Annotated in this window: 28 protein-coding genes and 1 other RNA gene; 10 read left to right on the top strand and 19 right to left on the bottom strand. The window is 44.6% G+C overall.

From position 1 onward, the window contains the following. Positions 1-118: 118 nt before the first annotated feature. From H6G17_RS21380 to H6G17_RS21395, 4 genes are all read right to left on the bottom strand, one after another. A complete protein-coding gene (locus H6G17_RS21380; protein WP_192160632.1) occupies positions 119-1,384 on the bottom strand; it encodes a pitrilysin family protein in 1,266 nt (421 codons plus the stop codon). A 214-nt stretch (positions 1,385-1,598) separates the two neighbouring features. Then, a non-coding RNA gene (ssrS, locus tag H6G17_RS21385) (6S RNA) lies at positions 1,599-1,780 on the bottom strand. Between the two features lie 165 nt (positions 1,781-1,945). After that, a complete protein-coding gene (locus tag H6G17_RS21390; RefSeq protein WP_192160633.1) occupies positions 1,946-3,112 on the bottom strand; it encodes a 5-(carboxyamino)imidazole ribonucleotide synthase in 1,167 nt (388 codons plus the stop codon). Continuing rightward, the gene (locus tag H6G17_RS21395) at positions 3,109-3,606 is read right to left on the bottom strand and encodes a pentapeptide repeat-containing protein (protein WP_192160634.1); all 498 of its coding nucleotides are present in this window, start codon (positions 3,604-3,606) and stop codon (positions 3,109-3,111) included. Before H6G17_RS21395 ends, H6G17_RS21390 begins: the two co-directional genes overlap by 4 nt. Positions 3,607-3,617: 11 nt before the next feature. Between H6G17_RS21395 and H6G17_RS33540 the strand changes: the two genes are divergently transcribed. Beyond that, positions 3,618-4,169: a phage holin family protein gene (locus tag H6G17_RS33540; protein ID WP_242038525.1), complete on the top strand. Its 552-nt coding sequence runs from the start codon at positions 3,618-3,620 to the stop codon at positions 4,167-4,169. Positions 4,170-4,292: 123 nt separating this feature from the next. On the opposite strand, the gene H6G17_RS21405 is transcribed toward H6G17_RS33540, so the two are convergent. After that, the gene (locus tag H6G17_RS21405; protein WP_192160699.1) at positions 4,293-5,078 is read right to left on the bottom strand and encodes an HAD family hydrolase; all 786 of its coding nucleotides are present in this window, start codon (positions 5,076-5,078) and stop codon (positions 4,293-4,295) included. 185 nt (positions 5,079-5,263) lie between these two features. Here H6G17_RS21405 and H6G17_RS21410 point away from each other — a divergent pair, with 185 nt between their 5' ends. Beyond that, a complete protein-coding gene (locus H6G17_RS21410) occupies positions 5,264-6,070 on the top strand; it encodes an SDR family oxidoreductase (RefSeq protein ID WP_192160636.1) in 807 nt (268 codons plus the stop codon). An 80-nt stretch (positions 6,071-6,150) separates the two neighbouring features. Here H6G17_RS21410 and lpxD read toward each other — a convergent pair whose 3' ends face one another. The 3 genes from lpxD to uvrB all read right to left on the bottom strand — a co-directional run bounded on the left by lpxD (position 6,151) and on the right by uvrB (position 10,721). Next, complete coding sequence (gene lpxD / locus H6G17_RS21415; RefSeq protein WP_192160638.1) at positions 6,151-7,188, bottom strand: UDP-3-O-(3-hydroxymyristoyl)glucosamine N-acyltransferase; 1,038 nt, start codon at positions 7,186-7,188, stop codon at positions 6,151-6,153. 48 nt (positions 7,189-7,236) lie between these two features. Beyond that, on the bottom strand, positions 7,237-8,640 hold the full coding sequence (locus tag H6G17_RS21420) for an NAD(P)/FAD-dependent oxidoreductase (RefSeq protein WP_192160640.1): 1,404 nt from the start codon (positions 8,638-8,640) through the stop codon (positions 7,237-7,239). An 83-nt stretch (positions 8,641-8,723) separates the two neighbouring features. Beyond that, on the bottom strand, positions 8,724-10,721 hold the full coding sequence (uvrB, locus tag H6G17_RS21425) for an excinuclease ABC subunit UvrB (protein WP_192160642.1): 1,998 nt from the start codon (positions 10,719-10,721) through the stop codon (positions 8,724-8,726). 269 nt (positions 10,722-10,990) lie between these two features. On the opposite strand from uvrB, the gene H6G17_RS21430 reads away from it, so the two are divergent. The 4 genes from H6G17_RS21430 to H6G17_RS21445 all read left to right on the top strand — a co-directional run bounded on the left by H6G17_RS21430 (position 10,991) and on the right by H6G17_RS21445 (position 13,279). Continuing rightward, positions 10,991-11,521: a hypothetical protein gene (locus H6G17_RS21430; protein WP_192160644.1), complete on the top strand. Its 531-nt coding sequence runs from the start codon at positions 10,991-10,993 to the stop codon at positions 11,519-11,521. A gap of 430 nt (positions 11,522-11,951) precedes the next feature. Further along, positions 11,952-12,131, top strand: coding sequence for a CsbD family protein (locus H6G17_RS21435; RefSeq protein WP_015153559.1), 180 nt, complete (start codon positions 11,952-11,954; stop codon positions 12,129-12,131). A gap of 111 nt (positions 12,132-12,242) precedes the next feature. After that, a complete protein-coding gene (locus tag H6G17_RS21440) occupies positions 12,243-12,680 on the top strand; it encodes a hypothetical protein (RefSeq protein ID WP_192160646.1) in 438 nt (145 codons plus the stop codon). A gap of 71 nt (positions 12,681-12,751) precedes the next feature. Beyond that, positions 12,752-13,279, top strand: a complete 528-nt coding sequence (locus H6G17_RS21445) for a hypothetical protein (RefSeq protein ID WP_192160648.1) — start codon at positions 12,752-12,754, stop codon at positions 13,277-13,279. An 82-nt stretch (positions 13,280-13,361) separates the two neighbouring features. On the opposite strand, the gene H6G17_RS21450 is transcribed toward H6G17_RS21445, so the two are convergent. Then, positions 13,362-14,384, bottom strand: a complete 1,023-nt coding sequence (locus H6G17_RS21450) for a hypothetical protein (RefSeq protein ID WP_192160649.1) — start codon at positions 14,382-14,384, stop codon at positions 13,362-13,364. A gap of 317 nt (positions 14,385-14,701) precedes the next feature. Further along, on the bottom strand, positions 14,702-15,433 hold the full coding sequence (locus tag H6G17_RS21455; RefSeq protein WP_347276457.1) for a Crp/Fnr family transcriptional regulator: 732 nt from the start codon (positions 15,431-15,433) through the stop codon (positions 14,702-14,704). A 523-nt stretch (positions 15,434-15,956) separates the two neighbouring features. On the opposite strand from H6G17_RS21455, the gene H6G17_RS21460 reads away from it, so the two are divergent. Next, positions 15,957-16,682 (top strand): Crp/Fnr family transcriptional regulator, encoded by a 726-nt coding sequence (locus H6G17_RS21460; RefSeq protein ID WP_192160651.1) that lies wholly within the window; start codon positions 15,957-15,959, stop codon positions 16,680-16,682. Positions 16,683-16,853: 171 nt separating this feature from the next. Here H6G17_RS21460 and H6G17_RS21465 read toward each other — a convergent pair whose 3' ends face one another. Both H6G17_RS21465 and aat read right to left on the bottom strand, forming a co-directional pair. Next, positions 16,854-17,099, bottom strand: coding sequence for a ChaB family protein (locus H6G17_RS21465; RefSeq protein WP_015153565.1), 246 nt, complete (start codon positions 17,097-17,099; stop codon positions 16,854-16,856). A 161-nt stretch (positions 17,100-17,260) separates the two neighbouring features. Continuing rightward, positions 17,261-17,842, bottom strand: a complete 582-nt coding sequence (gene aat, locus H6G17_RS21470) for a leucyl/phenylalanyl-tRNA--protein transferase (RefSeq protein WP_192160652.1) — start codon at positions 17,840-17,842, stop codon at positions 17,261-17,263. Positions 17,843-18,011: 169 nt separating this feature from the next. Between aat and H6G17_RS21475 the strand changes: the two genes are divergently transcribed. Continuing rightward, entirely contained in the window at positions 18,012-18,341 is a 330-nt protein-coding gene (locus tag H6G17_RS21475; protein ID WP_015153567.1) for a hypothetical protein, read from the top strand. A 10-nt stretch (positions 18,342-18,351) separates the two neighbouring features. Here H6G17_RS21475 and rpsN read toward each other — a convergent pair whose 3' ends face one another. The 5 genes from rpsN to H6G17_RS21500 form a co-directional block, all read right to left on the bottom strand. After that, entirely contained in the window at positions 18,352-18,654 is a 303-nt protein-coding gene (gene rpsN / locus H6G17_RS21480; protein ID WP_015153568.1) for a 30S ribosomal protein S14, read from the bottom strand. Between the two features lie 238 nt (positions 18,655-18,892). Continuing rightward, the gene (gene nth, locus H6G17_RS21485; protein WP_192160654.1) at positions 18,893-19,561 is read right to left on the bottom strand and encodes an endonuclease III; all 669 of its coding nucleotides are present in this window, start codon (positions 19,559-19,561) and stop codon (positions 18,893-18,895) included. Further along, on the bottom strand, positions 19,558-20,649 hold the full coding sequence (gene rseP, locus H6G17_RS21490) for an RIP metalloprotease RseP (RefSeq protein ID WP_192160656.1): 1,092 nt from the start codon (positions 20,647-20,649) through the stop codon (positions 19,558-19,560). Before rseP ends, nth begins: the two co-directional genes overlap by 4 nt. A 157-nt stretch (positions 20,650-20,806) precedes the next feature. Continuing rightward, the gene (gene serS / locus H6G17_RS21495) at positions 20,807-22,093 is read right to left on the bottom strand and encodes a serine--tRNA ligase (protein WP_192160658.1); all 1,287 of its coding nucleotides are present in this window, start codon (positions 22,091-22,093) and stop codon (positions 20,807-20,809) included. Positions 22,094-22,289: 196 nt separating this feature from the next. After that, positions 22,290-22,868 carry a DUF3611 family protein gene (locus H6G17_RS21500; protein WP_192160660.1) on the bottom strand — a complete coding sequence of 193 codons (579 nt, stop codon included), beginning with the start codon at positions 22,866-22,868 and terminating at the stop codon, positions 22,290-22,292. A 357-nt stretch (positions 22,869-23,225) separates the two neighbouring features. Here H6G17_RS21500 and H6G17_RS21505 point away from each other — a divergent pair, with 357 nt between their 5' ends. Then, positions 23,226-23,573, top strand: coding sequence for a PadR family transcriptional regulator (locus H6G17_RS21505; RefSeq protein ID WP_015153573.1), 348 nt, complete (start codon positions 23,226-23,228; stop codon positions 23,571-23,573). 69 nt (positions 23,574-23,642) lie between these two features. After that, positions 23,643-24,173 (top strand): cofactor assembly of complex C subunit B, encoded by a 531-nt coding sequence (locus H6G17_RS21510; RefSeq protein ID WP_192160662.1) that lies wholly within the window; start codon positions 23,643-23,645, stop codon positions 24,171-24,173. Between the two features lie 187 nt (positions 24,174-24,360). Here H6G17_RS21510 and H6G17_RS21515 read toward each other — a convergent pair whose 3' ends face one another. Both H6G17_RS21515 and H6G17_RS21520 read right to left on the bottom strand, forming a co-directional pair. Further along, positions 24,361-24,675: a DUF3155 domain-containing protein gene (locus H6G17_RS21515; protein WP_015153575.1), complete on the bottom strand. Its 315-nt coding sequence runs from the start codon at positions 24,673-24,675 to the stop codon at positions 24,361-24,363. A gap of 192 nt (positions 24,676-24,867) precedes the next feature. Beyond that, positions 24,868-25,014, bottom strand: coding sequence for a hypothetical protein (locus H6G17_RS21520; protein ID WP_192160664.1), 147 nt, complete (start codon positions 25,012-25,014; stop codon positions 24,868-24,870). Between the last annotated feature and the right edge of the window lie 30 nt (positions 25,015-25,044).

Raw genomic sequence — 25,044 nt, forward strand, 5'->3', positions numbered from 1 at the left:
TATTACCACTCTTACCCCATACCCTACACCCTACACCCTTTCTTCACGCACCACTCTTTCCCGACTCCCGTACGGGCGGTTTTCCAAACCCGCCCCTAGCGACTCCCAACTCCCTAAGTTAACAAGGTTTGACAACTGTTACCGCGTAGGAATAGGGAGAGAGATATTGTTGGGCAATTTGTTGGAGTTCGACGGAATCGAAGGATTTGATTTGCTGGGGATAAGTTGTGGCTAACTCTGGTTCGCCTAGAGTTTGATAGTAACCATACAACCCTGCCAGTTGTTCTGGTGTTTCAGTGGAAAAAGCATAGTCGTTACACAGAACTCGCTGAGCGCGCGCGAGTTCTTCCGGGGCGATCGCCGCTGTCTGTAACTGTTCTAAATGGGCGCAAATTAATTCTTCTACTTTTTCTAAATGTTGCGGCTCCAACCAAACACTAATGGTAAATAAACTAGCATCTTGCAGGAGGGAAAACTGGCTGCTGAGTGCTTGGACTAACTGTTTATCTTCCCTGAGAGTACGGATTAAGCGGGAAGAACGTCCCGCACCCAATATAACTGAAATGAGATCTAAACCGTAAGCACTGCGCCATTGGTCGATCCCTGGTGCGATCCAAGCCATGAGTAGCCGTGCTTGTTCCAGTCTTGGTAGATATAATTCCTGGCGGCGAATTCCAGCTAGCAGTGGTTTTTTGACCAGTTCTACAGGTGGTAATTCTATCCGTGGTAAAAATCGGTCGAAACTGCAGTTGACGATTTCAATCGCTCGTTCTGTTTCGATTCCACCCGCGATCGCGACAGTCATATTTTCGGGTTGGTAATGAGCGCGATGAAAGCACCGCATTGCCTCTGGTGAATGCTGCATTAACTCTATTTCCGTACCCAGAACCGATCGCCCGTAGGGATGCTGTTGGTAGATACTTTCACTCAGAGTTTGAAATCCAATCCAGTCTGGATCGTCGTAACAAGCATGAATTTCTTCTAAGACAACTTCCCGTTCTCGATCGAATTCGTCTTCTGGAATAGCAGCATTTAACAACAATTCTGCTAAGTACGGCAGCGTATCTTCCCAGTAAGGAGCGGCTGTTGTCAAATAAAAGTGCGCGTAGTCGTAGCTAGTAGCAGCATTTGTCATTCCACCTCTATTTTCCACGACGCGATCGAACACTCCTGGCGGGATCGTCTCCGTCCCTTTAAATATCATGTGTTCCAGAAAGTGAGCCATCCCGTACCATGCTTCCGGCTCCGCGATCGCACCTGCCCGCAACCAAACATCTGTGACTACCACTGTAGTTGCAGGAAGGTATTGATGTATGAGAGTTATACCAGAATCTAATTGAAGAATAGTCGGCGAGTGACTGGGTGCTATCAGTAGAGGCGACAAACGCTTAAGCCCAAATTAAGACTAGATTAAGTTTATTTATATTACTGTTAGCACAAATAATGAATTGCATAAATTGATACAAAAATTTATTGAGAATAGGTAATGGGTGATTGGTAGTTGGCAAGCTAGGCTAGAGGCAACTGATAGCTGATAACTAACAACTGACCAAAATCAAAAACTCCTTCAGCCATTAGCCAAAGGAGTTCATGCTTGTAAGTCCACCGCAACGCCGTCTTACCTCAGTTTTGACCTGGAAAATCCAGGTGGGAATCGATTAGCTGAACTTAAAGTTTCCGAGTACTTGCTCGGTCTACTGCCGTTAGCAATTTTGACTCCCTTAAATGTTTAAGCATAGATCAAAAACATTATTGGCAGTCACCAACGCCGCAGTTGAACTCCAACCATTATAACTTTTTAGTGAGAATCGACAAGCACGCGGGAGTCGGGAGTCGGGAAGAGGGAGTCGGGAAGAGGGGGACAAGGGAGACAAGGGGGACAAGGAAGCAACTATCAACTACCCATTACCCATTACCCATTACCCATTACCCCACTTACCACTGGTCACTGATAACTGATGACTGAATACCAAATCGATTCAATCTGTTGGGCGATCGCCTCTGCTTTGTGACGGTCGCGATCGTCCACTAATACCGTAACGTGTCCTAGCTTGCGTCCTGGGCGAGATGCGGTTTTACCATACCAGCGAAGGTATGCTTGAGGAATTTGGGCGATTTGTTGGCGTTGGGCGAGATAGTCGCGCCTAGAAGAAGTTTCGTAGCCCAATAAATTCACCATCAGCGCCCCAGCACTGCGGAGGGTAGAATTTCCCAATGGTAAGCCGCAGATAGCGCGAAGATGTTGTTCAAATTGCGAAACTTCACAAGCATCTAGGGTAAAGTGTCCAGAATTATGCGTGCGGGGAGCAATTTCATTGACCAATACCCTACCTTCTGAGGTGAGGAATAATTCGATCCCAAATATACCAACAGCTTGTAAACTTTCTAAAAACGTGCGGGCGATCGCTTCGATGTCTCGAACTAATTCTGCACTAAGATCCGCAGGGGCAAATACCCGCCGACAAACTTGCTCTTGTTGCTGCGTCTCGACAATGGGATAAATTGCGATCTCGCCTGTAACGGAACGAGCGGCGATAACTGCCAATTCGCGATCGAAAGGGATAAATTCTTCTAATAGATACTGAGACTGTTTTTCTAGATGTCGAGATGCAGATAATTTTTCTTGTAAAGTCTTTGCATCTTGAATAATAAAAGTCCCTTGTCCGTCATATCCGTGACGACGAGCCTTGAGTACGACAGGAAACTTTTGTAGGAACGCATAGCTATGCTCCCCTACATTTGATTCTTCTAAAGCGATAAACTTGGGGACAGGTAAACCAATTTGCTGTAAATAGCAGCGTTGCTCGTATTTATCGAGAATGTGAGATAAGACATCTAGCCCAGGACGAAAGCAGGCTCCTTGCTCGACTAAAGTTGATAAAGCGGTTAGATTGACGAATTCATTTTCAAAAGTCACGATCTCGCAATCTTCAGCTAGGGCTTTTGTTGCCTCGGCATCATCGATCGCGGCGATAATTGTTTCTGTGGCGATCGCTACTGCTGGATCGCTCTTATTCGGTGTTTGTACTACCAGTTCGATCCCTAACTTCTTGGCTCCATCAGCCATCATCCAGGCTAACTGTCCGCCACCAATAACACCGACACGCTTCATTGACACCCCAAAGATTCGCGAGTTGCAATACCTGTTTTTGAGTTAATTCCACTTGCTCGTTGGCACAATTCTTTCACCTGCGCCCCGTCTAAAATCGCGTCGCTAAAATCTGCACCTGTAATATCAACACCAGTAAAGATAGTACGGAGTAAAAGGGCTTCTTGCAATACAGCATCGCTCAGATCGGCTCCAGTCATTTTTACCTGATCGACCATAGCAATACTCAAATCTGCACCGTGCAAGTTTGCCTGTGTCATCACTGAAGCACTCATAATTGCCCCGCGCAAGTCAGCATCAGTAAAATTAACCTGTTCCATATTGGCATTAGAAAACTCTGCGGCTCTTAAAATTTGTCTCGAAAAGTCTTTACCTGTCAGCTCTGCATTGCTGTAGGAGAGCGGCGGCGGATAATCTAAAGCTTGGGCAGGTAAAGTCCAAATTACGAATAGAGCGATCGCAATACATAATCCTGCCAGTTGCCGCAAAAATACCATGTGAGATCTCAATGCTACTCTTTTCAGCTTATCGCATTCACTCTGAAAGACAGAGGGTAGAGAACAGAGGGCAGAAGCGTAACCCATACTCTCCAGCCAATTGCCTAAAATTAGCAGCTAGAGAGTGGCAGATTTATAACAGACAAACACCACTGTGGTATGTATTAAATAAGGAAGAATATCATCTTGTCATTTCAGTAGAAACTACCATGATACATTTCCTGTTGACTTGGCTCGTGACCGCAGTTTCCTTACTAATTACAGCTAACCTCGTCAATGGCTTTATCGTCACGAACTTTGCCGCAGCTTTAATTGCAGCAGTTGTTATTGGTTTAGTTAATGCTATTATCAGACCGATTTTGATCGTGTTAACTCTACCACTCACAATCTTGACTTTAGGATTATTTCTGTTCGTAGTCAATGGGATAAGCATTTGGATTGCCAGCGTTTTGTCACCTGGTTTTACTGTCGCGGGATTGTTACCAGGTTTGCTAGGCTCAATTGTATTGACGTTAGTTGCAGGCATCATTAATTTTGTAGTTGAGCGAGTTGTACAGAGCTAGATTGCAAAATCTTGAAGTAAAAAACCGAGAATCATCGCTCGAATAACTACCTTTAAAATTGCTCTCAAATACAAGAAAAATCCCCAGCATTATACAGATATCTTCGCATTGAAGTTTGAAACTTTAGTTGCTCAATTTACCTGAAACCCTGAGAATTTTCCTACATGCCTCACAAAAGCCTTGTCCTTCACTTGCTTTTGTAATATAAGCAGGCTGGTAGCTTAAATGATTCGCATACTCAAGCGCATTTGCAACTCCGACAGAAAAGGGAAAATACTGAGGATTAAATAAACTCTCATCGTTAGGACTATCGCCAACAGTTAACACCTGTTCTGGCAGACATGGTAAGTAATCTTGTAAAACCTGCATTAAGCCAGTTGCTTTATCTTGATTTAGCGGCTTAATATGACACTGAACGTTGCTGTAAGTAAAGCCCCAACCTAATTCCAGACAAAGACTACTGAGTCGATCTAATTGTTCTACACTTAATCCTCGTACATCAAAAGTCCAATCAGTAATCCGAAAGCAATTGTCGCTAGACTCGCAAATTTGAGGAAAGTATTGTTGAAGTTTTTGAAAAACTGCTGCTAATTCTTGCCGATGTTCTAATCTATTAGAAATAGGTGTCAGCGCGATTACCTCTTCATTTTCCGCTGAATAAAACAAACCGCCATTTTCCGCGATCGCCCCAGCAATCGGTAAATAATTGACTAATCCACTTACCCATCCAGCCGAACGTCCAGTCACAATCAAAACTTGGAGATCCGCCACAGCCAACTTTTCAAACATCAGCAACAAATCTGACGTAAACTTCCCTTTTTGCGTCAGAGTTCCATCCATATCAGTAGCAATTATCTTAATATTTTTGAGAAAATCGCCCTCGATCTGTGCGAACGGAGTAAAACCCATAATCAACCAATAATTTAAACATCCTTGTATTCTAAAAAATTGTAATTTAAAAACACTTCGCGTCTTTGCGGCTTTGCGCGACATAAAAATCTTTTTCTTGACTCGTTCGCGAATTCTGCCAACAGAGGGAGGTAATAAAACACGAATAGCCAAGTAATAGATACTAGTGATAGTTTACTTTCGGTATGGCTCCAATAGCACTGATTACAGGCGCATCCCAAGGAATCGGCGAAGCAACTGCCTTGCTTTTTGCCAGCAAAGGTTACGATCTCGTGCTGGCTGCGCGACATAGAGATCGCCTCGCGGTTGTAGCAGAGGATATCCAAAAACTAGATCGCCAAGCCTTGGTAGTCCCTACAGATGTTAGAGATCCAGACCAAGTAAAAAATCTGACCGACAAAGCACTAGAACATTATGGCGCGATTGATGTCCTCATCAACAATGCCGGAATATACGTCTCTGGTCCGGTAGAAAGCTTTTCTCTAGAAGAGTGGCATCATACAATCGATACCAACCTCTGCGGCTACGTTCATACAATCCACAGCGTTTTACCGCACATGCTGGCACGCAGACAAGGCGCGATCGTCAATATCAGTTCGATTGGAGGTAAAGTACCAATTCCTTACCTAGCTCCCTACACTGCCACTAAATTCGGCGTTGCTGGCATGACAGCAGCCATGCATTCAGAACTTAAGCCTAAAGGAATTCACGTCTGCGGCATCTATCCCAACATCATTAAAACCAGTTTTACAGAACGGGCAATTTTTACCGGGCATGATGATGCAGATGCCCAATCGCGCCGACAACAGTTAGAAGAAATATTACATACCCCTTTTGTCGAAAAGCCGGAAGATGTAGCGAAAGCAATTTGGGAAGGAGTTAAACACCAACGGGCTGAAGTTGTAGTTGGCTCTGCTAATTTCGCTCAAGCTGCATACAACGTGTTCCCTGGGGTCGTGCAATGGTTGTCTCGGCAAACATTTAAAAAGTAGGTCGTAGGGGCGGGTTTTGACCAACAATTTAGGAAGAAGGTCAATCTATCTGCTAAACCTGCCCGTACACAAATCTGATGTTATTTTTCTTTCATTTTCTGTTTGAAAAATTCGTACATTTCTGGCAATCGCTTGTAAATAGCCGAGTTTTTGAGATGAATTTTGTGGGGAATAGCAGGATAACCGGAAACAATGTCTTTCGGTTTAACGTTGTGATAAATTCCTGTTTTTGCCGAAGCGATCGCCCCATTCCCCATTTTGACTTCATTGGCAATTCCCACTTGTCCGCCGAGAATTACACCATTTCCAAGTTCCACTCCTCCCGCTAAACCAACTTGCGCCGCCATCGCACAGTTAGCACCAATTTTGCAACCGTGACCGATGTGTACCAGATTATCGAGTTTGGTATTGCGACCGATGCGGGTTTCTCCTGCAGCAGGACGATCGATCGTGCTATTACATCCTACTTCTACGCCCTCTTCTAGCACCACAAAGCCAGACTGTTCCATTTTGAACCAACCAGTTGCCGTAGGCACGAAGCCAAACCCTTCTGCCCCAATGACAACGCCGCTATGGATCGTGCAATCAGCGCCAATCTGACTGCGTTCTTGGATCGTACAGTTAGCGTGTAACACCGTGCGATCGCCAATTTCTACATCTGGATAAATCACGACATTAGGATGAATGCAAACGCGATCGCCAATTTTTGTCCCAGCTTCAATGACAACGTGAGCGCCAATCGCCACTTCTGCACCCAGATGTACTGAAGAATGAATCACAGCCGTAGGATGAATCGCTGGTTTGGGACGATAGGGCTGATAGAACAACGCCAGCATCTGGGCAAACATCAATCTGGGTTGAGACGTAGAGATCCACGCAATTCCCCGTTGTTGCGCTTGCTCCTTTAAAGTTTCATCTTGAGGCAAAATCAAGGCGCTAGCGCCAGTTTCATGAATGTAAGCAGCAAATTTGTCTCCGTCAATGTAGCTGATATTTTCAGCCGTTGCCCGATCGACTGCGGCTACACCCGTAATTTCTGGATCGCAGTCTGGGTTAGCAGCAAGGCTGTTATTGCTAGCCGCCTCACCCAATTTGCTGACAATTTCGCTAAATTTCATCTTATCTTTCCTCCTACTCCTGTACGGGCGCGCAGCTGCGCCCGTACCCTACTCCTCACTCCCCATCGCTTGTCCTGCCAACCACGCAGTTGTCCAGGCACTTTGAAAGTTGAAGCCTCCAGTTACGCCATCAATATCGAGGATTTCGCCAGCAAAGTAAAGCCCTGGGACGAGTTTACTTTGCATGGTTTTAAAGTCAACTTCTTTTAAGTTGACTCCACCACAGGTAACAAACTCTTCTTTGAAGGCTCCTTTGCCTTGGATAAGGTATTCAGCTTGAGCAATTTCTTGGATCAGGCGATCGATCTCCTTATTAGAGATTCCCGCCCAGCGGTCTTCTGGCGCAATTCCCGCCCGTACAATTATGTATTGCCAGAGACGGTGCGGCAACACATTCACGCCACGATAAGAAGCGATCGCCTTTTTTGGTTGTGCTGTTTTGACGGAGAGAATTTGCGATCGCAGCGTTTCCCGATCCAATTCTGGCAACCAGTTAACCAATAATTTCGCTTGATAATGACAGTCATGCAATGCCCTTGCCCCCCATGCAGAAAGTTTGAGGACGGCGGGACCGCTTAAACCCCAATGGGTAATCAGCAACGCACCCGTTTGTTCTAATTTTGTCTTGCTATCCGTCAACAATCGTAGATGCACGGGGTTCATACTCACCCCTGCCAACTCCCGCAAACTCTTATCCAAAACATTGAAAGTAAACAAAGACGGGACTGGCGGCTCAATTTGATGTCCCAGCGATCGCGCTATGCGATAACCCGCTACATTACTACCCGTCGCTAATAACAGGCGGTCGCATTCTAGGACTTCACCTGATTTTAGTTCGACTTCAAATTTGGGGTAATAGGTAATGGGTAATGGGTAATGGGTAGTTGGTAGTTGGTAGCTGGTAGTTGGTAGTTGGTAGTTGTCCCCCTTGTCCCCCTTGTCCCTCTTGTCTCCCTTGTCCCTCTTGTCTCCCTTGTCCCCTTGTCCCCTTATCCCCTTGTCCCCTTGCCCTTCTTCCCGACTCCCGACATACGACACAGCAGCCACTGGCGCGTTATTCCGTATCTTCACGCCTGCTTTTGCAGCTGCATGGATCAGACATTCGATGATGGTTTCGGAATTATCGGTGATGGGAAACATCCGCCCATCTGCTTCAGTTTTTAACTGTACGCCGCGACGAGTAAACCAATCGACAGTATCTTGACTTTGAAACCGAGTAAATGCACCCTGCAAGGCTTTCCCACCTCTAGGGTAATTTTGGACTAGTGCAGCTGGGTCGAAACAAGCATGGGTGACATTACAGCGTCCCCCGCCAGAAATCAATACTTTTGTCAATGGTTGACGACCAGCTTCTAGTAAAGTGACTTGCGTATGGGGATGGTTTTCAGCACAGGCGATCGCGCTAAAAAAACCCGCCGCCCCACCACCGATGACTATGACTTTCAATTGCAAGGTAATTGGTAATTGGTAGTTGGTGAGTGGCTAGTGTCTGGTAGCTGGATTCTTTATCTAGCCACTAGTCACTAGCCACTGATTTAATGTCCCAGCAATTTATCCCGCAAATGCTTGATGCGATCGCGATATTTTGCTGCTTCTTCAAATTCTAAATTCTTTGCCGCTTCTTTCATCTGTGCTTCCAGTTGGGTAATTAATTCTGGAATCTGTTCTAAGGGTAAATCGCTGGCTTGTTCGTAAACAGTTTCTAATTCTTGGGCGTTTAAACGACGCGACACGGCTAAGAAGGATAAAATCGCATTACTTGATTTTTTCACGATCTGCTGGGGCGTAATCCCGTGCTTTTCGTTATATTCGATTTGGATTGCCCGTCGTCGTTCTGTTTCTGAAATCGCCTTTGCCATGCTATCTGTGAGGTTATCGGCGTATAGAATTGCCTGTCCGCGCACGTTTCTGGCTGCCCTACCGATAGTTTGAATTAGCGATCGCTCTGCCCGCAAGAATCCTTCTTTATCTGCGTCTAAAATTGCCACTAGCGAGACTTCGGGTAAGTCCAATCCTTCCCGCAACAAGTTCACTCCTACCAAAACATCAAAACTACCTTCGCGCAAATCTTGCAAAATCTCGATCCGTTCGATCGAATTAATCTCGGAGTGAAGGTAGCGGACGCGAATACCGTGGTCTTGAAGATATTCTGTCAGGTCTTCTGCCATCCGCTTTGTCAGGGTTGTTACTAGCGTCCGTTCGCGCCAATCCACCCGCTGTTTAATTTCACCTAAAAGATCGTCAATTTGCCCCTCGGTAGGACGGACGAAGATTTCTGGATCGACTACACCTGTAGGACGAATCACTTGTTCTACTACTCGTCCCTCCGAGACTTCCAATTCCCAATTACCAGGAGTTGCGGAGACAAAGACGCACTGGTTCATCTTTGCCCAAAATTCTTCTGATTTTAACGGGCGGTTGTCGGCGGCGCTGGGTAAGCGGAAACCGTGATCGATCAAGACTAACTTACGGGCGCGATCGCCGTTGTACATCCCCCGAATTTGGGGTACGGTAACGTGAGACTCATCTACAACTAACAGCCAATCGTTCGGGAAATAATCGATCAAACACTCTGGCGGTTCCCCTGCTTGTCTTCCCGCTAGGTGACGGGAATAGTTTTCTACGCCATTGCAGTAACCGACTTCACGCAACATTTCTAAGTCATAGCGCGTCCGCTGGTCGATGCGTTGTGCTTCGAGTAACTTATTCTCTGCTTCTAGTTCAGCTTTACGCTGTTTTAGTTCCGCCGCGATCGCTTCTAGCGCGACTTCTAACTGGTCTTCTGGAGTGACAAAGTGTCGCGCTGGATAGATATTCAACGCTTCCAAACTCTGAAGTATTTCCCCTGTCACCGGATCGACATATCGAATTGCGTCGATCTCGTCCCCAAAGAATTCTACTCTGACGATTCGGTCTTCGTAAGCAGGTCCAATTTCTAATACATCACCCCGCACGCGGAATTTTCCCCGCCCCATTTCTATATCGTTGCGGTTGTACTGTACGGATGCTAAGCTGCGTAAAATTTCCCGCTGATTCACTTCCATTCCTACTTGTAAGGGAATCGAGGCGCGGAGGTATTCGGCTGGCATTCCTAAACCGTAAATACAACTGATGGAAGCAACGACGATCGCGTCTCGCCGTTCAAAGAGCGATCGCGTGGCGGAGTGGCGCAGCATATCGATCTCGTCGTTGATCGAAGCGCTTTTTTCAATAAATGTATCGGTGACGGGGATGTAGGCTTCTGGTTGGTAGTAATCGTAATAACTGACAAAGTACTCCACCGCATTGTTCGGGAAAAACTCTCGCAACTCGTTACAAAGTTGGGCAGCAAGGGTTTTATTATGAGCGAGTACCAGTGTTGGCTTGCCAATCTTTTCAATAACCGCAGCCATTGTAAACGTCTTACCCGTTCCCGTAGCTCCAAGTAAAGTTTGGTAACGATGTCCGGCTTGAATGGACTTTACAAGTTGAGCGATCGCCGGCGGTTGATCGCCTGTAGGTGTAAACGGCGCTTGAAGGCTAAATTGCATCATGAAGTAGGGTAAGAAAGAGTTGAAGGGAGAGTTGCGGAGCAATTACCAATTACCAATTACCAACTACCAATTACCAACTACCAATGAAAAATAACTTTCATATATCTTAACATATTTAAGTTTTTCTATGTTTATCCCGTTAAGATACCTATAACTATATAATCTTTTTTAACGTTAAACTCAGATAGCAGTAATTAACCGACAAAAACCACTCGGAATTTTCTCTGGCTATTTGCTATTTCTGGATAAAAACTTAGAGGTTTGCGATTATGACTAATGCCAGTAATGCGAGAAAAAATGGTAACGGTTCGACCAGCCGTAGACCGCGTGCCAAGAGTACCGAGTCTACGGCTGAAAACCAAGTGGTGACTGGCGAGATCGAAAGTTCGGCTTTGAGTGTGTCTGCCGATGGTAAACCACTGGCTAGTGGTAGTGTTGTCAACGTGGCAGGGCTGCGCCCTATCGCCGCCAGCAGTCTAGTGGTGCGAGAAGAAGTAAACATGCATGGGATTCGCCCCATCATGGCTACCGATTTTGATACATTCGACACTGTTAACATCTCTGGTATTCGCCCGATTGAGGCAAATCATTTAGAGATTGTGGATACAATCAACTCAGCTGGATTGCGTCCGATTATGGCAGACGCGTTCAAGTACTCCAACATTATCCCCTTGATGGGCGATCGCCCCATTGCCGAAGATGCCTTCGATTTCTCCACCACTTATGTGTCTTCTGGAATGCGTCCAATTGCTTCTAATGAAATCGATAACTATCCACATTTAATGGGTTATATCGATTAAGAAATCACAATACAATCGTGCCTTTACAAACCTAGTTGTTTAATACAGCTAGGTTTTTTATTGGTTATTGGTAATTGGTAATTGGTGAGAGTATGGTGAGCATTGCCCACCCTACATTTCAATTTCAAGCATTAAAATAAGATTTTGAATCAACTCATTACTACATCGTAATATTTTCATTAGTTGCAACTGCTAATGAGAAGTTATGAAGTAGCGCGATCGATTTCAAAATTCACGTTTTTGACTTTTATCTTTTAACTTTTGACTTAACTTAACATTTGTCTCTTTCTTTTTATAGAGAACTCGAATCAGTCTTGTGGCAGAAGGCTAAAACTATTATTTTCAGATAGATTGGTCAGTGTAGAGACAAAAGCTCTCTCAAGTTGGCACTCAACTTAGAAGCTAATTTGAATTCACAAGGAGAAATAGCATGAGCGCAGAAGATAGAGCAAAGGCTACTGCTAAAAATATTGAAGGAAAAGCCCAAGAAGCTTTAGGAAATATTACAGGCGATCCTGAAGATAAAGCAGAAGGTAAAGCTAAGCAAGCAGAAGGTCAAACACGTCATGCTGCTGAAGACGTAAAAGACGAAGTGAAGAAGAACCTCTAATCAAATTTTAGAAAGTTGGGAAGGTAAAAATAAGAGAGGTTATGTAATTTTACCTTCCTCATTTTTTTCAAAAACAGAATTGAAATCAATAATTTTAGGGAGGAAGCGGAAGTGAATTTCATGCAGCACTTTCGTAGGATTGCGATTGTTCTTTCAGCAATTTTCTTACTGACAACAACAGTTGCTTGTAGTAGCAGCGTACAAGCAAGGCAACCCAATGCAAATGTACCAACAGTTAGCCGCAGTGCAGATTACGGACAAATTGCTCGTGGAAATACACCAGTTGGACAAGATTTCGGGACTTGGGTAACTCGTACGGGGAAAGGACTGGTTCAAGACGCATATGTAAGAGACAACAACAAGCTAGGCGTAGTTATTACCCCGGATGTTCGTCCGAATGAAGTGAAGCCATTAGCGAAATCCTTGGCACAAGGGTTTCATAAAAACTTCCCTAACCAGGACTTGACAGTTTTAATGTATGCTCCTGACAAAAAACTGATTTTGACAGCACGGTACGATGTGCAAACAAATCAAATTCAGTACAAGTAGTGTCATTTGTCATTTGTTGAGTTGCTCACGATTGATGCCAAGTCAACGGTTTAAAAAAGGAGATTGGAGTTATGACTAGCAGCGACAAATACAGAAGGGAAATCATGAACGATCTAGCGCAAGGTAGCACGGAAAATCTTGACGCATATCCCTCAAATAATCCACAACAAGAGTACGAAAACTTTGACGATTTCGCCCAAAGATCGTCATACGATCAGCGCCGCCAAATGTTCGGTAACTCTTTACAGCACGAGCGCATTCCTCCAGCGCAAATGGAGCCAGAATTGCAAAAAGCGATCGCCCAAATTAAACCCAACGAACGGGATGATGTGGCACGTGCTTTCTTCAAGCATTTAAGCAAAAAAGGATTACACGATCGCGATTTAGAACAACAACTGGGACTTTCTACTCACAATCCCAATCGCATGAGCGCTGATGATGTAAGCAAATTGGCTGCTTATGCATATCACAACCATCCAGACATCTTCCAAGAAGTCATGGCGGAGCAACCAGCTATTATCAAGTTCCTTAGCAATCCCCTAGTAGCAGCCGTATTGGGTATCGCTGCGGCTAAGTGGCTAGGTAGTCATCGGAAATAACATTTAGGCATAGAGATTGTATTGTGGTGCAATACATCATGTAGGGGCGCACGGCTGTGCGCCCCTACCACAACTTGTATCTCTACATAGGTGAAAGCGACATCTGAACTACTAGTTTTTCCCAGACTTTAATTGTCGATCGCAGAGGTTGAACTATGAAATGCATCATCCGATCTACCGTAGAATGAAACATTCTTAATCTGTGTTTGTTACACTCATATCCTGCTCGTTCGCTGCAATCGCGAAAAATATAAATGTCTTTCCCATCAGAATATAGACATTCATATTCTGGGTTCTCATCAAAATTTGAATAATATTTTATACACGTACAAGCTTTATCAATTTTGCCTACAGATAGTCTAAATATTAGCCTTATTGTATTTTTGGCATAAGCTATATAATTATTGAGAATATAGTTGATATTCTGCCGTTCTTGGGGTAAGGATTTCACCTTTTCGCGTAAAAGCAGTAAGTGCAAATTTGCTGCGAGTGTAAAAGCTCCCAATCCTAGTAACCCTAAACCTTGTGCTTGTTGAACTAAATCTTTAAGTGCCTCATCTAAATCGCTCTGTAAAGATATTTCACAGCAATTTGCTACATCTGAAAACGATTGAATAAAATAGTTATCGAGTAGTTCTTTCAGCAACTCAATTTGGTTTTCAAGTGTTGAGACCGCCTCTAAATCTGCTAGCTGTCTGACAATCGTACTAATATCATTAATAGTATTGTTTGTGATTTGTTGATAATCTAATTCTTGAAAGATAAACTGAAGCTGCTTCAAATCCTTTTGTTCTTCTACCAAAGCATCTGTAGTTTTCTTTAGAACCGATTGCCATGTAATTGCGAAAACATTATTGGAATGAGGCTCGGAAGAACTATGCTCGCTAAAGTAAGTAGGGCGATGGCTTGGCGTAACATTAGCAAACTCTGGCGGTGGCATTTTACTAACTTCTACTTCCAGAGGATCGCCAATAGACACGAGCTTGACATCTTGCATGATGTCTCCAACCAACTGTCGCTGCTTAGGACTGAGTTTTTGCCAACTACTACCCCAAAGCTTAGCAACTTTCTGATTTTGGATGTCGCGCTCGTTTCCTGAGGTCATAAGAAAACTCATAAGTCAAAATGATAGATGCAGCTTAGTCAAGTTAAACGGCGTTGCGCTCGACTATTAAAATTTTGATAGGCAAATAAGCTCGATTGGTCAAGGTTATTGCAATCCGATCGCCCTTGTTAGTTAAACTCTGTTGTTAAGCCCGTTAACATTGACAACGATGCCACTAAGCAGCTAGCTATGAAAAATTCAAAGCGTACAACTATGAGAATAGATATGCTTAAAGTAGTATATCTACTGAGCTAAAAAGTGACTGTACGGTAGCGAACGTAGACTCAAGAAATGTCAACAGTCAATGAAGCGGCGAATTAAGTGACATCATGTGTTAAACGTATTAAGCGATGGAACTCATTTTTAACAACTTTGTAACACTCACAGGCAGTAGATTGCAGCAGTTGGCGATCGACAATGGCAATTTTGCCACGGGAATAGCGAATCATTCCGGCTTGTTGTAGAGCTGTAGCTGCTACAGTCACTCCAGAGCGACGGATACCCAACATTTGAGCGATAAATTCCTGAGTGAGTAACAATTGTTCGGCATCAACTCGATCTTCAACTGAGAGTAACCACCGAGCAAGGCGCTGTTCTATAGTGTGACGGCGATTACAAGCAGCTGTTTGAACAACTTGAGTAAACAAAGCTTGGGTATAAAGTAGGATCAAATGATAGAAAGCTTCATGACGCTCGAACTCGGCTTTGAAGCGATCGGCTGCAATCCTTATCGCACTACCAGGAATCTGGACGATTGCCTGAGTTGTGCCACTATTACCTCCCCAGCAGACAGGTAAGCCTACCGCACCATCTTTTCCGACTATCCCGACTTCTATGGTTGTTCCGTCTTCCATGAGCGATACCATAGACACTAAAGCCTGGGTGGGAAAATAAACGTATTCGATCGGCTCGTTAATTTCATGCAAGATCTGCCGATGAGATAAGCAGACAACTTCTAAGTGAGGCTGTAGGCGTTGGTATTCCTCCGTTGGCAAAGCAGCCAGCAAGTGATTTTTTCGATAAAGCTCGTTAGCTTCAGAATCCGACACGTAAAGCTTCCTCCATCGATTTAATTGAAAATAATTGGGGTTCAACCTGCTTCGATCGCGCAAGATAAGTCTTGACATCACTCCAGCATTAGTTCCGAGGATGTCGGCGCTGTCATCTATCGAGCGTCGCAGGAAAATTAAAATGAGGGGAAAATCAAAATATTTGAGCCATTTACTACTAGCCTGCCTCTACCAAGAAATAGCATTGACATAGTATCCAATACCGAATATGAAGAATGAAAATCTCGTATTGAATTGGAGCGATAAATCGATAATATTTTGACTTCATGCAATCTGGGGTTACGGGCATAGCTCGGCTTTTCACTTCAAAATCGTACACAAACCTTAGGTAAGCCAAAGTACGATACCGTACATACACGGCTTGTTATACTGATTTTGTAGGTATTCTTAAGCAGGAGTTAAGATTTACCTCTTGGCAGGAAATACAATTAGCAAAAACACTTCCCCGTCCCATGCAACGTTCTTTCCTTATAAAGAAATAAATGGCTAGGGACATCTGCCAATGAGTGGATCTGAACTCGATCGAAAAGTTAATCAAAAGGATCTAAACAATCGCTTACTATCTGTTTTATCTCAAGAAGCCTATTGCAGCCTCCAATCTCATCTCGAAATTGTTTCTTTGGCATTCAAGCAGGTTTTGTTTCAGCCACAAGAGCGAATACCTTATGTCTATTTTCCAACTAGTTGTTTAGTTTCCCTCTTAACCGTCATGACAGACGGTACTGCCGTAGAGGTAGGTGTTGTAGGTAACGATGGCATGGCAGGAATTCCCTTATTTTTGGGAACCGACACATCCAGCTTTAGGGCGGTTGTCCAAATTCCAGGGGAAGCAATGCGGTTGAGAGCAGATGTTTTCAAGCAAGCGATCGCTCAAGTCGATACTCTATCGCTCTGGATACAACGGTATATCAATCTGCTCCTAATCCAAATTGCTCAAACATCTGCCTGTAACAGCCGCCACACCGTTGAACAACGATGCTGTCGTTGGTTGCTGATGATGCACGATAGTGCCAGAGACGATAAATTTGAAATGACCCAAGAGTTTTTAGCTCAAATGCTTTGCGTGCGACGCGCTAGCGTCACAGAGGTGGCATTAAAACTGCAAAAAATAGGGTTACTTCAATATAATCGCGGTAAGATGACAATTTGCGATCGCCAAGGCTTAGAAGCGACAGCGTGCGAGTGTTACAGTTTGCTACGAGCAGAACGCGATCGCTTGTTTAGTTGACGGTTCGCAGTTGCGATTCAATCCTAAGCAATTAAAAAATAGAAGAAACCCGCACAGGCGGGTTTGCTTAACCTTAGTTCTCTTAACCTGAGCTTTGTTCAAATTCGTGCCAGCTCATGTTAAATAGTTTTACGATCGCTGAGTCTTAGTACTGGATATTAAAACTATCTACTAATTACCACCAGATACGGTAGACTTATCGTGTACTGCGGGATCTTCTGGTTTCTGATGCCACTGACCATCTTCGCCTTGTTCGTATTCTTGGCTAACGCTGTTCCAAGCAACATTCGTTGCAGCGTCTTCACTCATCCCATCTGACTGTGCGGCATTAAATGCGGCTAAAAAGATCTGCTGTCCGTGTTGGGGTAACTTTTCGGTAATTTCTGCCGGTAATTCTTCTACATTGTTGTAAGCCACGATCTATTTTCCCTTACTTTCATTATTAGTTCAATCCTAGATAGGAAATAGAGAGGCTTCCTCTTTCCACAAGCATAAATACAACAGCAGGTAGTTTTTTCACTCGAGTATTCTAAATTACCACACTAATTATCTAGAAGTATTTTTTCGATTGATAAAGCTTAAGCGAAAGAGCAAGAGCTTTTCCAAGCGAGACGGAGTAAGGAACGATATTCTTTCTCGCTGACTGTGTAAGCCCCAAATCTTGCTAAGTGAGGGTTCATCATTTGAGCGTCGAAGAAAACAAAATGGCGATCGCGCAATCTTTCAACTAACTTTACCATTGCGACTTTAGAAGCTTCGGGGATGCAATAAAACATTGACTCACCGATAAAAGCACCACCAATCGCAATTCCTAAAATTCCTCCTGCTAATTCATCTCCTTGCCAAGTTTCAAAACTATAAGCATAGCCAGATTGATAGAGCAACCAGTAAATTTCTTTTAATTGAGAGGAAATCCAAGTTGTTTGGCGGTTAGCACATCCAGCTACCACAGCTTTGAAATCGCGATTAATGGCAACAGTAAAACGGTTAGAGTTTAAAACTCGCCGTAAAGACTTAGGATAATGAAATTTTTCATCCAAGGGAATGAAAGTGCGATCGCCGCAAGAATACCAACTCAAATTTTCACCTGTCTCGTCAGCCATCAAGAAATAGCCCTGGGCATATCCCTCTACGATTGCAGACACATCATATTTGGTCATTGGTCATTGGTGAGTGGCTAGTGACTAGTGGCTAGTGACAAGAATTGAGTCCAGCCACTAGCCACCAGTCACTAATAACTGATAACTGACACTTTTGATTCTGAACCAAAAATATAGAATAATATACTAAATTCTATTACCCCCAGCTCTTGACCCCTAGCTCCTCATCATGGCTGAACCAATTCCGCCAGTCACATTGCCACCAGCTAAAGATCCTCTACAAGAGGGGGAATGGTTGCGAGCAGCCCTGCAACAATGGCTCGATACAGAATTTCTGCCAGAGCCAGCTAATCAACAAATATCTCGTCGCGCTGCTCAAATATTCGTCCGGCAGCGAATGGAGGGAGAGAACGATCTAGGTTCACTAGCGATCGCGATCGTCACAGAAATGCAAGAATTTGATTTTTCTAAAAGCTTTTACAGCGAATTTGCTGTTGCAAATGCAGTCAGCGATCTGCTCCTAGATAGCTTGGGCATCGATCGCTGTTGCGGTCAATAAATAATAAAATTTACCAGCTTGACTTAACGACTCCTGGTAATAGCCCTTCGTGCGCCCACTCTCTCAACACGTTCCGAGACAGCCCAAAGTCTCTGTAATATCCTCTAGGACGACCCGTAACCCAGCAACGATTGTGGAGGCGGGTGCGAGAGCTACTGCGGGGTAAGCGTTGAATTTGCCGATGGATTTCTAGTTTCTCGACTTGAGATTCGGCGTTGTGAAAATCCTCAAGTAATGCCTCACGTTTGTCAGCATACTTTGCAACTATCTTTTGGCGCTTTTTCTCGCGCTCGATCATGCTCTTTTTAGCCATAAATGCTGAAAGCTATTGTTCCCTAAAGACACCGTTTACCATTGTATCTCATCAATTATCAGTTATCAGTGAAGAATGGGGTGTAGGGTGTAGGGTGTGGTGCAGGGTGTGGTGCTGTGAATCACTTCTGGCTTCTGACTTCTTCCCTACCCCTGAAGCTCATCTGCTTCCTCTGCTCCCTCAGCTCTCTTTCCCCTCACTCCTCACTCCTCACTCCTCACTCCTCACTCCTCGCTCCTCATCCCTCTAACAAAGATAGATCGGCTGAGGGACACAAATCGGAGAGCAAACATACCTGACATGTAGGATTGCGTGCTTTGCAAATAGCTCGTCCGTGATAAATAATCCGAATTGAAAAGTTTTCCCAGTCATCTGAGGGGAGCAACCGAATCAAATCGCGCTCGATGTGAATGGGATCTGTATTTTTCGTCAATCCTAAACGATAGCTCAAGCGTTTGACGTGAGTATCTACCGTGACTCCAGCATTAATCCCAAAGGCATGAGCCAGCACCACATTTGCCGTTTTTCGTGCCACTCCTGGCAAGCGTAAAAGCTGTTCCATGCTGGGAGGGACTTTTCCTCCATATTCCGCTACCAAGATCCGGCAGGCGGCTTGGATGTTCTTAGCTTTGTTGCGATAGAACCCTGTCGAACGGATGAGATTTTCAATCTCGACTGGTTCCGCCTTCGCTAGTGCTTCAGCATCGGGAAACTGCCCGAATAAAGCAGGCGTGACTAAGTTCACGCGCTCGTCCGTACACTGAGCTGAAAGGATAGTTGCAACTAGAAGCTGAACAGGTGTTGCATAATTGAGCGTACAAGGGGCATTGGGGTACAGCCGCTTCAGGCGCACTAGAATTTCCAATGCCCGTTGTTTTTTCGATGCCCACTTCCGAGTTATGTTCACTGAAAGAACTTTTGCACCCAAGGTAGGTTAGCAGTATCGCGCACGATCAGGAAAATTCCCAATCCTAACAATAGCATTAGTCCTGTTTGCATTACGCCGTCTTGAATATGAGTCGGTAGGGGCTTACCGCGCAGTCCTTCCACAAACAAGAACGCCAATTGACCACCATCTAGAGCTGGTAGAGGCAAGATGTTGATGATAGCAAGGTTGATACTGATTAAAGCGGCAAATTGCAGTAAGTTTGCTGGGTTCGATTGGGCAATATTTGCACCAAATTCTACAATTTTGACTGGTCCTGCAACTTGGTTAGCAGTTTGGCTGAAGTTACTAATCAGTTGGACGAATCCCTGACCCGTGAGAACGACAATTTTTTGGAATTCGTTTGCTCCCACGTTGAAAGCTTGCAGAATATTTGCAGCACGGCGAGTTTCTAGTTTACCGTTGGGGTTGAGTTGAACGCCGATCCGTCCTTGACCTTCAGGGCTGCGTTCTGGCGTAATAGTTAAATCTAGAGTTCGATCGCCCCGTTGAAGTTGTAGTTCTAAAGGTTGGTTGGGATGCGTTGCAATCGTCTGCTTGACGTATTCCAAAGTCCCAGGAACAGCCTCTAATCGCTTTCCCTCGATCGCTAAAATTACATCTCCTGGTTGAATGCCAGCCTTAGCAGCCACAGAACTCACATCTGTAGCTACTACAGGGACGAGTACCCCAGGTTCGGGGACGAATTTTTGCACGCCTACAGTTCCTACTTGAGTCACCAAAAGCAAGTAGGCAAAAATTAAGTTGGCAATTACCCCAGCACTAATGACAATTGCGCGATCGAGAATCGGGCGATTGCGTAAAAGGTTGGGGTCATTAGGAGGAATCGTACTATCGGGATCGTCGTCAGGAAACCCCACGAAACCACCCAAGGGAAAAGCACGAACCGCGTATTCGGTTTCCGGTCCTTGATATTTCCACAAAATCGGTCCAAAGCCCAAGGAAAAACGATTGACATGAATACCCTGTGACCGTGCGGCTATAAAGTGTCCTAGCTCGTGTACCAAAATTAAAACGGCTAAGACTGCGATCGCTGCCAAAACTGACATAGAATCAATTCTCGATAAATTTAGCTACATATTTCTTCATTCTACTAACTAGGAAGCAGGGAGCAGGGAGCAGGGGAATTTCAAGTTACAACTTACGGCTTACAACTTGTGACTTGAATTATCCCCTTTGTCTCTATATTCCTTCACTCCTCGCTCCTCACCCCTCCCCAATGACTTCTCGCCTTAAGTAAGGTTGCAACACCTCCGGTACTTTTACCGTGCCATCTGACTGCTGGTAATTTTCTAAAATTGCTGCCATTGTCCGACCTACAGCTAAGCCGGAACCGTTCAGGGTGTGGACGTACTGGGTTCCTTTTTTGCCTGCTTCCTTAAACCGAATGCTCCCCCTGCGAGCTTGAAAATCCATGCAATTAGAACAACTGGAGATTTCTCGATATTTTTCCGATGAGGGTAGCCACACTTCTAAGTCATAGGTTTTTGTAGACGAAAAGCCGAGATCGCCTGTACACAGTTCTAGAACTCTATAGGGTAGTTCTAGTGCTTGCAAAATCGCTTCTGCGTCGTGCAATAGTTTTTGATGCTCTTGTTCCGAGGTGTCGGGATGGACGAATTTGTATAATTCGACTTTATTAAATTGGTGTAGTCGAATCAGTCCCCGTGTATCTCTACCATAGCTACCAGCTTCGCGGCGGAAGCAAGGCGTATAAGCACAGTGATTAATTGGCAAATCTTCTGCTGCTAAAATTTCCCCTCGATAGAAATTAGTAATCGGAACTTCAGCTGTGGGACTGAGCCATAGATCGTCATTGGCGCACTTAAAGCTTTCTTCGGCAAATTTGGGTAGTTGACCGGAGGCTGTGAGGGATTGAGAATTAATCAAAAAGGGAGGGATAATTTCTACATAACCTGCGGCGGTTTGGCAATCGAGCATAAATTGAATTAACGCTCTTTCCAACTGCGCCCCAATACCAATTAAACTGACAAAACGGCTTTGGGCTATTTTTGTCGATCGCTCGAAATTGAGCAGACCTAGCTTTTCGCCAATTTCCCAATGAGGCAAAATATTCGCGTTTTGGGGCAGATACTTATCTCCCCAACGCCGCACTTCAATGTTTTCTGTTTCGTTTTTGCCAATCGGAGTAGAATCGCCTGGTAAGTTGGGAATTGTTAGCAAGAAAGTTTCGATTTGTTCTTTTAGCTCTCTTTCTTGCGGTTCGAGTTCGCTCAACCGAGTTTTGATCGTGTTGCCTTCTTCTCGCAAATCTTGCACTTCTAAAGAGTCAGGACTGCTACCAGATTTAATTTTTTGTCCGACGAGTTTACCAATTTCGTTACTACGGGCTTGGAGTTGCGATCGCGCTTGTTCTATGTCGCGCTGTTGACGGTCTAACTCCAACAATGGCTGCAAGTCATAGTCGCCACGACGCTGCAACCGTTCTTGCACGGCTTGGGGATTTTCTCTAATTTGCTTGATATCCAGCACGGATCTGTTTAGCTTCTTCTAGTTCTGGTTACAACACTAGCATGAGCGGTAATGGGTAATGGGTAGTTGGTAATTGGTAGTTGTTGGTTGTTGGTTGACAGTTATCGGTAGAGAGTGGCGAGTGGCTGGTGGCTGATGGCTAGATGGTTCTAACTTGCTACTTGCAAATGCGCGACTTGCGACTTGTCTTGTTCCCTCAACTCCGATTAATCCGATTGAGTAGCCACAAAGCACTGGATAATCCTAGAAAGTGAGCAAAAATGGTGTTCGTGTTTGCTTGCACTGCTAATATGTCCAATCCGCCAATGATGCGATTGGGATCGAATATTCCAGTTGCGATCGCCTGGGGTGATATGGCTCTAGCAAATAGAGTCCCAATAATCGCATAAGCTCCAAACAGACTCAAGAGCATTCCTACCAAGTTAACGACTAAAGCAAATTTGATAACTTGAATCGTATAAACTTTGCGCGGACGGTTAGCAGGATTAGATGACCGGAGTTGTCTGCCTAGTCTGGTGTATCGAAAAGCACAGTAGATGCTCATGCCAAGGGCAATCAATCCGCAGACAGCGAGAAAAATACCAAATCCAGTTCCAGGATTGTTACTGGGACTGCCAGTTCGCTGACTGAATACGGCAAATAGCAACAAAACTATGGCAGAAACAACACCCAAAACGATCTGCGACCAAAAGCCAATCCAACCAGTCAGCCGAAACTGGTTAGCAATGGACTCAAGCGATGCCGGAGGAGGCTTCGTACCCGACTTATCAAACATATTTATCTCCTGTTTGGATTTATTCAACAGATACTTATCACTCTTAAAATAGAATTCATAATTCGTAACTTGTAATAATTCTTACATCCAAAATCCTCAAACCCTACTCCACAGCCCTTCCTGTAAGAGATCTTGTCGCTTTAGGTCAGACAAGAAGCAAAAATGTAATGAATTTTGAATGAAGTTTAGCAGACAACTTATGGTTCTGCGTTTAAAATTGCCTCAACCGCATTCCGGTGCGATCGGCGAAGTTTCGCAGAGCGATCGCGGCTGAGTGTGAGAAACAAGGATTTCGTTAGAGATGATTGTCAAAAGTGCTGTTTTTTATGATTTATGGATGAGAAGTAAACTAAAGCTATGAGAATTGAGGATATTTATCAGTTTTTCCAAAATCCTCCTCCGACCTATTTGAGCCAAGAACTTGCAGTATGTTACGTGCTGTCAGTTTTGTTAAAAGGAGAATCCTACGGCACGGAACTGATTCAAAAGCTGGAGAGCGAATACCCTAATTATCGCCTTTCCGATACAGTCCTATATAGCGCACTTAAGTTCCTGGAAGATGAAAAGGCAATTCTCGGCTACTGGAAGAAGGTTGAGGGAAGAGGGCGACCGCGACGGATGTATCAGATAAGCCCAGAATGGCAAGTACAGGCGCAGGAGTTATCTCGACTGTGGCAAGAGTATATTAGTAAGGTGGTACGCTAATGGCTGATCGATCGTGCAAAAATCGATTGTGAAAAAGTCGAACAGGCGCTGTTCAAACGCAAGATAGCTATGACTCCGATTCTCTCATCGACCCTACTGCTGACTTTATTGCTGTCAGTGGGGCTATTTTTCTTCATTCGAGCCTCTACTAAAGACCGAACGCAAACGCTCCATCTGGTGTCCGCACAGCCAGAAGCTTCGTTGATGGCGCAACTACAACAGTATTTGCGCTCGCGTTCCTATACTGTTTCTGAGGTGGATGCTGAGAAAAATTCTGTTACGTTTGAGGGATTTATCCGACCGAGCTTGTTTCTAGCTGTGTTTCTCTCAATGCTTGCCACGGTGGGAATTCTTTGCCTGATCTTGGTTTGGTCGTTACTATTTCCAAACTGGACGGCGGCTTTCTCGATCCTGATTTTGCTAGCTCCAACAGCAGGTATTTTTTATTGGAAAAAAGCAGGCAGGAAAGAACGGGTATCTCTTAAATTAGAGGCAAATACGGGCGATCGCATCTCGCCACAAAGCCTACTCACAGTCACCGCTCATCGGGATGAGTTAATTCAATTGCAGCGATCGCTGAATTTGAAGCCAGCAGAGTAAGGAGATCGAAATCTGGAATTCGCGTAGCCTTGCGTGTAGCAATATTTTAGGGGAAGTATATACTTCCCCTAAATTCCATCTTCGCTTTGCCTAAACGCGACTCACTCGCGTTTGACATAACGCCAATGATTTCAAAATCTCCAATACCTAGCTTTTGGCTGTCATTTAGCTTCGGCAACGCCTTAGGCTATCTGTGTGCGGCAACGAGTTCCTTTTCAGGAGGATTTTCTAGTACCCGTAGACTAGGGAACAAGAAATGATTCTCTTCTACATACTGCGCCCCAAACAAACCTTTTTCTGCCCAGAAGTAGCGATCTGTAGTGTGCTCGTTTCGCTTAACCAGCAGCAATGCAGGCGGAGCAATTCCCTCCGCTTGAATAAACTTCCGAGCAGCAGTCACGGGTTTATCTTCGCCACTTTCAATGCTATATTGAGGCACATGCTCGAGGATGCGACGTCCTTCCTGGCGACGACGGCTTTTGCGCTTACGTCTTCTTGCCAACCTGTCTCCCTCCTTTTTTTAACCAGAAAATTGTATTTATATTTACAAAATCCGTCGTCAGTATATCGATTTGAGTTAGAAAAATCAACTTATGTTAAGCGTTTGCAACAAAAAACCCGCTAATGTTGAAAATATGATTAATAAAACGACACAAGCGATCGCAGTCAATTAACATTTGTAATCCCCGCAAAATCAGTTATCAGTGAAGAAAGGGTGTAGGGTGTAGGGTGTAGGGTGTAGGGTGTGGGGTTGAATTGTAACTTGTGACTTGTCTTGCTGCCTCAGCTCTCTTCTCCCGACTCCTGTACGGGGGGTTTGGAAACCCGCCTCTACCGACACTCCCGAATCCTTCTCCTAGTCCCCTTCATA

The organism is Chroococcidiopsis sp. [FACHB-1243] (assembly GCF_014696895.1).
Taxonomy (GTDB): Bacteria; Cyanobacteriota; Cyanobacteriia; order Cyanobacteriales; family Chroococcidiopsidaceae; genus Chroococcidiopsis.